At 44.3% G+C, this 11,943-nt stretch carries 5 protein-coding genes; 3 read left to right on the top strand and 2 right to left on the bottom strand.

Going from position 1 to position 11,943, the window contains the following annotated elements:
- The first annotated feature begins 194 nt into the window (after window positions 1-194).
- Window positions 195-359, top strand: a complete 165-nt coding sequence (locus tag JMY00_RS05590; protein ID WP_010200173.1) for a hemin uptake protein HemP — start codon at window positions 195-197, stop codon at window positions 357-359.
- Window positions 360-510: 151 nt separating this feature from the next.
- Here JMY00_RS05590 and JMY00_RS05585 read toward each other — a convergent pair whose 3' ends face one another.
- Both JMY00_RS05585 and JMY00_RS05580 read right to left on the bottom strand, forming a co-directional pair.
- Window positions 511-5,505: a translocation/assembly module TamB domain-containing protein gene (locus JMY00_RS05585; protein WP_201579420.1), complete on the bottom strand. Its 4,995-nt coding sequence runs from the start codon at window positions 5,503-5,505 to the stop codon at window positions 511-513.
- A gap of 102 nt (window positions 5,506-5,607) precedes the next feature.
- Window positions 5,608-9,168 (bottom strand): BamA/TamA family outer membrane protein, encoded by a 3,561-nt coding sequence (locus JMY00_RS05580; protein ID WP_201579419.1) that lies wholly within the window; start codon window positions 9,166-9,168, stop codon window positions 5,608-5,610.
- 483 nt (window positions 9,169-9,651) lie between these two features.
- Here JMY00_RS05580 and JMY00_RS05575 point away from each other — a divergent pair, with 483 nt between their 5' ends.
- Window positions 9,652-10,983: an MFS transporter gene (locus tag JMY00_RS05575; protein WP_201579418.1), complete on the top strand. Its 1,332-nt coding sequence runs from the start codon at window positions 9,652-9,654 to the stop codon at window positions 10,981-10,983.
- Between the two features lie 234 nt (window positions 10,984-11,217).
- On the top strand, window positions 11,218-11,856 hold the full coding sequence (gene coq7, locus JMY00_RS05570; protein ID WP_201579428.1) for a 2-polyprenyl-3-methyl-6-methoxy-1,4-benzoquinone monooxygenase: 639 nt from the start codon (window positions 11,218-11,220) through the stop codon (window positions 11,854-11,856).
- Window positions 11,857-11,943: the final 87 nt, after the last annotated feature.

Genomic DNA, 11,943 nt, shown 5'->3' with positions numbered 1-11,943 from the left:
AATTTATATAGATAAAATATTGAACTGAGATATTTTATGACAGTAAACTTAGATAAGTTTACATAATAACTGCATTTTATTTTATCAATTGCCTTGCAAATTTATCAAATCTAAATGATAATTATTATCGTTAAAAACAATTACGCTATGGTTAGCCAATTTTTTAAGCCACTTTTTTTCAAAAGGAATTTACTATGAGCATGGTTATCTCTCGTTATTTAAACTGTCGTGAAAACCGTCTACCTACTTTGCAATCACAACATCTATTTGCACTAACCAAAGAGGTACGTATCGAGCATGAAGGCGAAGAGTATCGACTACGCCTAACTCGCAACAATCGCTTGATTCTAACCAAGTAACGTCTATTTCAGTGACACTTTTCTCAATACTTCTATAAAAAAACGCCTTCATTATGAGGCGTTTTTTTATAGGTTATACAACTTAAAAACAATTTCAAAAGCGCTCTCAGCTGACATCAATTAAAAAGCAGTCGTCTTATTAATAAACAATTTAGAACTGCCAACTATAGACCACATCTACTGCATTCTCCGCTGCTGAGCTTGCTTCTACATAGATGCGGCGCGTCAATTGATAACGAACAGAAAGGCTATTTTGCGCATTGAAAACACCCACACCATAGCGAATGTATAAATCAGGGGTGACGTAACCTGTGACGTTGACATTGGTGTCCTCGCTACTACCTGAGGCATCGACTGTCAGACTTTGCAAGCCAAACGCTTGCCCGATTTGATTGGTCAGGCTACGAGTGCCACTCAGACCAAAGCTCAATCCAGCGGCGGCCAGATTATTGGTCACTTGCGATTTAAACCCTTGCTCACTAATTTGTGTCGCGCTCTTATTATCGATGCGACCTGTCACCAACGCATTCATGGCTTGCTGCTGGGTCAGTCCTGCATTGTTAAAGACGATAATATTGGGACTTTCGGTCGTTCCTTGGACACGCAGACCGACTGTTTTGCCATTAATCGTTTTGGCCGCTTCAATACTCAGACTCGGTTTCATCACGTCACCATTGAAACGAACTTGACCATAATTCAGCTCTAGGCTTTGTCCAAAGGCATTGATATTGGTGCGGCGTGAGACCTGCACAACACCTCTGGCACGCATGATACCTGTACCATTCTGAGTCACACTAATCGCACCTGCCAATGGAATGACGGCGCCAAAACCACGGAAGTTGATATCATCGCCCAAATCAACACCGATATCAGCATTGATTGACCAAGGTTTTGAGATAGCCAGTACTTCATCGATATTACCAATCAAACGACGATCTAGTACGACTGCATCTTCGGTTTGAGTGATGATATCTTCGCTGGCTTCAGGCGGACGAATGGTCGCAGACGGCACACTAATCGCCCCTTTTATATCGACATAACGATCGCCTGGACGCACGATAATATCGATATCAGGGTCAATTTCAGCAACCAGTAGTGGTGGTTGAGTGATGACTAGGCCTTCACCGACAATACTCAGCTTGGCCTGCAGTTTTTGCTGCCAATTGACTGTCCCTGACAATTCGCCTTCACCTGTACCACTATTGAATGTGCCATCAATGGTCGCTTGCGTGCCGCGGATTTTGGCTGCCGCATTTACTTTGGACAGATTTACTGGCAAATCAAGCATGGCTATACGGCCATCAGAGAGTTTTACATCGCCATAGAACTGCGGTTTGGTTAAAGTGCCGCCTAGGCCACCCGCCATTGTAACGTTACCTCTTAGGACGCGCATACCAGGGAAGAAAGGCTTAAATATCGCAAGATCAAGCTCGTTCAGCACCAGTGCACCAGAAATTGGTTTAGGGTCTTTATAAGGATCGACGATCACCTCAGCATAGCCACGCGCACCGCGCCCAGTATTGATATCAGTACGCAGCTTGATACCCTCAGGCACAGACAGAGCAATGAGAGAGACACGTTTGTATGGCAAAGTCATTGATGTACTCTCGCCATCTTGAACAAGGCCAATCTTGCCATTGTCTGAGTATAGCGTGGTATTAATGGTTGGCGGACGACCACGTTGCCATCCGACGATTGCTTTACCATTAATCTTGCCATTCCAGTCAATATCTTCTGGCAAGAACACTGAGAATAACGACGTATCTAAATTCTGCAACGCTACATTGACTTCGCCTTGGTCCGGCGATGCTACTAGTTTTTCACGTAGACAAAGCTTGCCTGTTTGATCCGTGGCCTGCCAGCAGTGAGCGGCAAGCTGTACTTTTAGATCACGATTCTCACCACCTTGGTTGTAAGGTAAATTCACAATCAGCTGTGCAGGTTGCAATTGATTCAAAGTCGCATATTTAGATTTAATGCGGCCTTTTCCAATGACACCTGACCAACTTAGTCTGTCTCTATCAAAACCACCTTTTAGCCTAGCACCGACATCGAGTTGCTTATTGGCCACATTTAGATCGACCACATGAGATTTTTCGGTCCCATTAAAAGACGCTTTAACGCTATCGAAACTTTGACCAGCAGCATCTAGGCCTTCAGCCGTCACGATTAACTGACTTGGGCTATTGGCCAAGTTGACCAGCTTGCCGCGTACACGGCCTTGACGCAATATAAAGCCAGGTAGCGCAAGTCGCTCACCGACCAAATCAATATAAATAGTAGGCAGTGCTTGTCCAGCTGGTTGAGACAGCGTGGCACCTCCAGTGACTTTACCAGCTAATTGGCTAGACAGCTGATCTAGACTGGTGATGTTAATTTTGGTTTGTAACTGTTTGGCATTGCCGTTAGCCGTGACGTAATTATCACCCCAACGTAGCACCAGATTATTAGCATTTAGGCTATCAATCAAAGCATTCACTTGCTTATATTGTGCTTGGGCATCTTGGGTCTGAAGCTGTTTAAAATAACTTGCTAAATCTTTAGGCAAACGCATCTTCGCTGATAGGCTGCCTTTGGCACTCAGTTGCTGCCCTTTTAGCATGCCATTTAGATTGACTTGTTTAATATTGACAATCTGCTGCGTGTCACTCCAGCGGCCATCTGTATCAATCGTACCAGTGATAAGGCTTGGGGTATCTTTTAGGAAATAACCAATATTAAAACGATCCATCACCGCGTTAATATCCCACGCAACGCCTTGACGCACGTCAACGGTACCGCTGGCATCAATACTACCTGCCGCACCCACATGACGGAAACGATTGATACGTATCAGCTGACTGTCACCACTGGCTTCTATATTTAGCTTACCTGCTGGCAATTGCTCGGCATCCAGTATGCCGTTAAAATTTACGGCAAAGCGCTGCAAGGTACCTGCGGTGTTTTTGCTGTTTTTTGGCGCATTTTGCCACTCGCCACTGGTTTTTAGATCGCCTGTGATTATCGCTGGATTATTGGGTAAAAAATAACCCAAGTTGAACTGATCAAAACGACCATCTATATTCCAGCCGATATTTTTACGTAAGTCGATAACCCCTTTCGCATCAACTGCGCCCGCTTCACCCTTATAGTTCAGCTTACGAATACTAATCAGCTTTGGCGTACCCGCAGCATCGATAGATAAACGTCCCTGCGGTACATCTGCTGTATCAATCCGACCATCAAAACGCGCATCAAATACTGACAGCTCACCACCTACGATATCGACACTGGCATCACCAGCACCAGTGATACCGATAGCACGATCCGCTTGCGTCGCATCGAGCTGCGCTTGCATATCGGTATTGTTTAAAGTAATCACATGACGTTGACCGCTGACACCATTTTTGGTGATGTTTAACAGTCGACCACGCGCGCTTATACTACCTGTTAGGCGCTCAAGCGGTAAATCGCTACGATATTTCTTAGGGAGTAGACCTTTAGTACTGGCATCAATCTGCCATGTCAGTGGACGCTGGTTGCTCGCCAACTGAATCTGTCCTGTACCGGATAAGTCTCCTACTATGCCGTTATAATTAAGACGATTGATATCTATGACATCACCAGCCTTACGTATACGTAGATCATAGTTGCCCTTGGGGGCAGCATTGAGCTCATTGATAACGGCATTGGCATCGACTGATAGGGTCGAACCACGAACGATGACGTCCGCCTGCCCACTAGGACTGTCGATATTGCCAATATTGGGTACGTTACGGCGGGTTAGGTTTTTCCAGTTAGCATCAATATACCAAGGCGCAACTTGCTTAGATTTGGCAGAGGTTTTACCGCGAACCATATTCGCATTGATATGCTCACCATCACGCTGACGCAAATCTGCATCAATCTGCGTGTTACCAGTGGCATTCTGCTGCTGATAACGCAGTGACAGTCTACCGTTTAGAGTTTGCGGCGCATAAGCTTTGAAGTCAGTATATTCATCCGGAATAGCTTGGCGAATATCAAAGTTGCTACCCGTCGCACGCACTGTGGCCTCAAAGTTGTCTTTCCAATCTAAAATACCTTGTAACGCCAAACGTCCCGCTGGCACGTCAGCGTCCAAGCGATCTATACGTAGCTGACTGTTGGCAATAACGGCGCGGCCTTGGTAATGACCTGATGGAATGTCTTTGGCGGTCAATTCAGTATTGATACGCAATCGTATCTCAGAGATGACACCAGAAGCTGTGGCTGTACCGCTTTGTAGGCGAATGTTTTGGCTATCGGCGTAAGGGATAAGAATATCATCCCACTGTAGTTTTGCATCAAACGGCGCACCCGCATCTAACCCTTGTACTACAAAGTCGCCTTTCACATCGCTATCGTTATAACGACTGCGTACTTTACCGACAGTCCGTTTGAGCGTTCCCGTTGCAGAGATATTCAATGGGTCGATATAGGCTTTTTCAAGGGCGCTGACTTCCGCAATCGCACTCAAATCTAGTGGATAGTCGCCCTGTAGGTCGATCTCTCCTTGTAAGGCACTGACTTTCACGATATCAGCATACTGCAAATCACCGCGGCCAACGGTCACCGTACTACCTACCCACGTTAGATCACGTGCCGTAATATCTTGAATAATGATAGGATCTTTGGTTACTTGCTTATAAGTAATTTTCTTAATTTTTGCTTGGTCAAAACGCAAGTTTACTGGCAACTTTAAGGTTTTATAATCGAACGGTTCACCAGTAGGCGGTTTCTTATTGATAATCTCTATGGTCTGGATGTCTGCATCGCTTAAATGCACTTCTTTTGCAAATACTGCACGCCAGCCTATTTTTACATAGGCCTTATCTACCAATATCTCAAGATCTTCAGTCGCTTCAATATCGATATCAGTGACCCAAATGCCATCGCGCAAGTTACCGCGTCCGTATTTGAAATCAATACCGGTTTCAACACTAATTTTTTCTAATATAAACTTCGTACCAGCGTCAGTCCCTGCCGCATAAAAGAATATGGCGAACATAATTGCTAGTACGATAAGCATCAATACCAGAAGTTTGAGCAGAAATGACAACGGATACCAACGCCTAACGGCACGGGCATCACGCTGTGCTGGATCTTCATCTGGAGCATTATTAGGCGGGGTATTTTCTGTCAGCATGACACTCAACTACGTTAAAAAATGAAGACCAGCAATCGGTACGATAAGTAATGATTAGAACATTTGGAGCTACTAAACAGTTGGAACTACTACATTAAGCGATTATAACGGTGAACCAATAAAGAAGTGCAGTCGTACAGGAATGCTTTCCTCTGTCACGCCAGCAGCCACATCGACACGCACCATTCCTACAGGCGATGCCCAGCGGATACCGACACCAACGCCGACTTTTGTCTCAGTGTCAAAATCTTTATCATAGGCATTACCGACATCAGTAAAGAATGCGCCACGGAAACCTGGTTTAAATTCATAATTATACTCAGCACTACCGACCGCTAGCACCTGCCCGCCCGTTAGATAGCCTTTGTCTAATGGTGACAAGCTCTCGTAATCATAACCGCGGATACTCTGATCGCCACCTGCGAAGAAACGCAATTTATAAGGCACATCGTAAAAATCATCCGCCCAGATATAACCGGCATTAGCACTACCTAATACTTGATGCTTTTTGTCTTCGCCAAAGCTATAGATACCACTAACGCCTGCGCGAATAATCGCCATATCGGTATCACTGAATGCGCTATCAGTGCCAGCCTCGATTGAGTAGTACTGGCGCATGCCCTGCGTTGGGTTGGTAGCGTTGTCAGTATCTGTTTTATTCATACCATAGCCAAATAGCAGCGCGCGCTGTTTCGGACTTGAAGAGGTAAAGCGGATAGGCAGATCATCTAGTGCTGCCCCATCAACCCCCGTCTCAAGCTCATCCAAGCGGTAACGCACAGAGTAGCTACGGTTCCATCCAGTATCACTACGGATATTACGTGCCAAAGCCGCTTTTAGTGTTGTGGTTGATAGATCAAAGTTACCTTCACCTTGGTCAATCACTTCCTCTTCATAAGTCAAACGCCCATCTAACTTATCATTGAGCGGGTGCTTCCATGGTCGACTGGCATAAACAGCCACGTTTTTGCTAATTCTCGATACTTCTGTTTCTGCACCTGCTTGATAGCCTTGGCGATTGAGCAGGTTGTAGTCTATTTTTGCGGTGGCGCGAACGCCTGTATCTGTTCCATAACCCAGACCAACTTGAGCGTCACGTGGTTTGTCCGCATATACAAACACATATAAAGGTACTTTTTTGCTTTCTGCAACGTCTTGCGGCGTTTTACGTCCTGCTAGCGTTGGCGGTACAAAGTTTTCGTCAGCGATCAGACTCTTTTCGTCAGGGAATATCTTTTGTGCGACATTACTGATTGAGTCACTGATTTTGCCCAATAAATTATCAGCTTCCTGATCTTTTTCATCAAGCACCCGGTCATTCGGCAAGCGGCTTAATCGTTCTGCTTTTTGTCTGATGGCTTGCAGCTTATCAAGGGTGGCTTCATCAGCCTCAAAATCAATAGCAGCGATATCCGCTTCATTGACCGTTTCGCCACTGTTAGCACTCAGAGCATTATCGCTCTCTGCACCTATGTCGCTATTATCATTGACCGTATCTTCTTTACTAGCAGTCACATTTGAGGCGGCTGCACCATCATTGCTACTCAGATCTGCGACGCCATCATTGTCCACATTATTAATATCGTCATCTAATGTGCCGTTACCCTCGGTAGCAGCATTGTCAAACGCCAAGGTACCAGCTTCACTACTATCAGTTGGTGGTAGTATCGACTCGACGTTGACCGTATTAAAGTAACGAGTTGCCGATAGGTCATTACTGAACTTCGTGACTGCTGGACGATAAAACGGCTCACCCAGCGTAAAGCCATAGAGCTGTTGTAACAATGAAAGCTCTACTGGTAGCTTGTCGGGGTCTTGGGTCAGCGTATTGGTTTCTTTGTCGTAGGTAAAAAACACCACATCGTCAAACTCGTAACGATCACCCGTGTTATAAACCAACGAGACATCTGCTTTATTGTCCGGCAAGATGATATCAACAGATTTGTTCAGCCAGTACTGGTCAAAATACCCGTAGGTATTGCTCAAGGCCTCTAAAGCCGCTTTACTGCTCTTATAGACACGATGATTAAAAATATCACCTTCTTGCGGTGGCAAGTCTGCCTCAAGCGCTGCAAACTCTTCTTGCTCACTGCCCTCACCGCGAATCTCAATAATACGGCTATCTACCAGTACCGGCTCGCCCAGCTCTTCAATCACCACATTGACTGTATCGCGGTCAGGTTGGGTCAGACGCAGCTCAACCTCGTAGTAACCAACAGCTTTAGCAGCATTCTGTGCCGTCTCACGCAAACGTGGCAATGCCGCAGTAAAGTCAATAACCGACTGAACGGAAGTGTCATCCAGTGCTGCTTTAATGTTTTTCATTGGCTGAATGTCATTGTCAGCTTCAATCAGTTGAGCCTTACCGATAGGAGAGTCTTCAGCGGATACTTGCTCTAGATAAATAGTGGTTTCTACATTTGGCAAAGCCACCACGCCACCGTCATTAAAAAAGCGATTGTAGAGACGCGTCACGATATTACCTCTATTGCGTGCGCGTGGCCGTGGTCTATTGGCTTGTTCGATACTTTGATCAACGGCCTGAGTATCATTCTGATAATCTGGTAGATAGTCATTAGGATTGATAATGTCCATTGTCGTACCTTCTACATTGGCAGGCACATTCGTACCAGCTATCACCTCATCACTACTATCATCAGTCGTCAGGCCATTTTCATTCTTAACAGTAGCTTCGTTGCTAACGACATCTTCATTGCTGACAGCGCCACTTACCTCAATCGGACGTGACATCCCTTCAGCTGCGATCGCCTGTTCTTGCGTTGTTTCACTTCTACCCAACGTATCAAGGTTGTTGGGTGCTGGCAAGTTTGTTGCATCTAGCTCTGTATCTAGACCAATTGGCGATGTTGTGTCATCTAACGTAGCGATTGGCGCATCAAAGTCACTGTCGTTATTACTGATATTGATACTATCAATATCTTGAGCATTCTGCGCATCCATTGCCGCTAGCTCACGATCGATCTGCTCAGGGGTCATCATTTGATAGCCTTGCTGCTGAATCTCGGTTGCTTGTTGCAACAGGTCATCATTAGAATCGATTGATTGAGCATTGTTTGGATTATATGAAGTACTTGGACTATCAGTGAAAGTTTCTAGATCTTGAGAGTTATTGTTTTGAGAAGATACGTTTTGAGCATTGGCATTTTGCTTCGTCGAGTTTTTAGATCCTGACTTTGTCAAGTTAGGTTTCTTAATGCCCAAGCTCTGTTCGCTATAGTCGTCCAATACTGACTGATCGATGATGCCTTGTTCCACTGCTTTTTTTAGACGTAGTGCATCTAGAGCTATATCTAGCTGAGTATCGTCATCGGATAATGTAGCTGATTGCTTGATAGACGCTTGGTCATTCGCGGCTTGACTACTTTTATTCTGCTTACTAAGCGTTTGATTGCTATCAGTTTGGTCAGTAGCAGATGAGTTAGTGATAGCGGTATCGTTTACATTATTGATGGTATCTGCCATTGCCGCAGGTGCTATACCGAACAAACTGGTCGCAAGCGCAGTGCACAGTGCAGAGCGTCTGAAATTTTTACGCGGCGCTGCTGGATATGTACTTGGATTATTACTATCGTTTTGGATTATGGCTGTGTCACGCTGCATCATTAGACCCTTGCATGCTCGAGTTGAAGGCTGCTTTATCATCTTTACGTCCTATCAGCTCACGCGGCACAATCTTATCAACGATAACGATCGTCAAGTCTGACCGGTGAATAAACTTATAGCAGTTATCTGCAATTAATGGTTTACTACTTTCATTTCGTGACTGGTTATCTATAGTGTCGGCTTTAGCACTGTGTGTCTATCGCCTTGTAGGCCTACTAGTTTAGAGAAGGCTACTAGTTTATAGATAGTGTTGATGAGTAGTAGCCTTTGTTTTCACTACTATTTATACCCTAAAACGTAATCACATAAAATTTATAAATCATAACTTAGTTAAATATCGAATCATAGCATTGACTGCATGTATTTTCACCGAAGCCTTGCTATTATACGGCTTAATATTGATAAAACCTATGCTATATCTTGATATAGTTTTTAATAAAATTTACGATTATTATCATAAAAAAATTGTCGTTCAGCGCCGCTATTTTCTCTATCAGTCGCGATTTATCTGTAGGAATGTCCATGTCCAACCAGTTTCAGTTATTCAAGCGCCGTCGTTTTAGCGCTATGTTTTTCACCCAGTTTTTGGGCGCATTTAATGACAATATTTTTAAGCAGGCGCTCATACTGGTGCTCACTTATACTGCCGCCAGTAAATTGGGCGTAGAGGTCAGTATCCTTAATAACTTGGCCGCCATGTTATTCATCCTGCCCTATTTTTTGTTTTCTGCTTTGGCAGGACAGATTGCTGATAAGTATGAAAAATCAAAGCTCACGCAGTTTATCAAACTCCTTGAGCTGGTCATTATGGCAGTTGCCGCGGTAGGCTTTGTCTTTGAATGGTATGCACTGCTATTTGTCGCGTTGTTTTTGATGGGCACACATTCGACTTTCTTTGGACCGATCAAATACGCTTATCTGCCGCAAGCGATGAAAGAAGATGAGTTGGTCGGCGCCAACGGCCTTTTTCAGATGGGTACTTCGCTGGCTATTTTAGTCGGTATGATTGTCGCTGGTATTTTGACTCAGCTATCACAATCCCTGTATTGGATTAGTGCCACGGTGTTGGTTGTCGCTGTTTTGGGATATTTAGCTGCACGCTATATCCCTAATATGCCAGCGATGCAGCCTGACCTAAAGATTAACTGGAATATTATTACCACCAGCTTAGCCACTGTACGTTACTTATACTCTCTGCCTTTTTTGTTCTTTATCATTCTTGGCAACAGCTGGTTTTGGTTTTATGGGGCGACGTTTTTGACCCAAGTGCCAGAGTTCAGCAAGGTGATTTTGCTTGGTGATGAGTCAGTCGTTATTTTCTTGCTCACATTATTTTCTGTTGGTGTATCAATCGGTTCGGTACTGTGCAAAACACTGACCAAAAACAAAGTCAGCTTGCGTCTATTACCTTTCGGTATTGCTGGATTAAGTATCTTTGCTATTGATTTGTATTTTTCACTTTCAGGTTTAGATATAAATGTGAATAATGACACATTACTTGGCATCGGCGACTTGTTTAATATAAGTGGTAGCTGGAGGGTGTTTGCAGATTTATTTTTATTAGGGTTTAGTGGTGGTTTGTACATCGTACCGCTATATGCTTCTATGCAAGCCTACGCACCTAAGAGTCATCGAGCACGTATTGTTGGCGCGAATAATATTTTTAACGCGATATTTATGGTTACCTCAGCGATTTTTGCGATTGTTATCTTAAACGTCTTAGGGTTTACGCTACCGCAGCTATTTTTGGTGACAGGGCTATTGAATATAGTGTTTGGTGCATTTTTATACATCAAACTGAATAAACATATTAAGCATGCCATTATCCAAACCAACGATGGTATGGCGCCGTAAATAAGTTTGGCTCCATAAATACAGTCTAATGTTGCGCTGATGGTTTCGTAGTTATGATAGCTATAGTAGTTTGCCCACTATCTATAGATTATTTATGAGCTATCTAGACAGTAATATTCGAGCCGATAATTTGGATTGTTTGTTATAGTAATACGTATTATGCCGTTGCATTTAGACGGTAACACACTTTATTTTATTGACAGTTTTTAACACCATCAGGAGTGAGTTATGACCCTGCGTCCTTTATCTAAAATTGACCAGTTGTTACTTGGGGTAGATAAGGCATTACGAGCTGTCGTGCCACATTCCAATCCAAGCACGCGTCCGTTGCCCGTCAGTAGCGATGAGATTCCTGAGCTGACCATCACAGAGGCGCGGCACGTCTCAGGTCTTATGCGTATTAATCATACAGGTGAAGTATGTGCGCAAGGTCTATACCATGGCCAAGCGTTTGCCGCGAAAGATAATGGTGTCAAACAAGCCATGCAACAATCCGCCGAAGAAGAAGTCGATCATTTGGTCTGGTGCGAGACTCGTCTAAGCGAACTTGGTAGCCATGCCAGCGTATTTACGCCGCTTTGGTACGGTATGTCTTTTGGACTCGGTGCAGTCGCAGGCGCGATCTCAAATGAGTTTAGTCTAGGGTTTGTAGCGGAGACAGAAGCTCAGGTCAGCGAGCATCTACAGGATCATATCAAGCAGTTACCTGAACATGATCAGCGCTCAAAAGAAATATTGGCACAAATGGATAAAGAGGAGCTGCACCATCGTGAGCTAGCACTTGCAAGCGGCGGCGCTGCTTTATCTCCTCCAGTACGTCGTACCATGCGATGGATGGCAAATCGTATGAAAGATACCGCTTATCATTTATAGCTTATGGTTACAGGTACTGTGGTTAGCTGCTGTTGTCGATTTTCTTACTAATTAATAGCTGCACAGGTTTACGTAGGCTTGCTTAAT

It is taken from the genome of Psychrobacter sp. Pi2-52 (genome assembly GCF_904846705.1).
GTDB lineage: Bacteria > Pseudomonadota > Gammaproteobacteria > Pseudomonadales > Moraxellaceae > Psychrobacter.
Note: the sequence above shows the minus strand (reverse complement) of the source record. Positions and strands in the feature narration are given on the sequence as shown.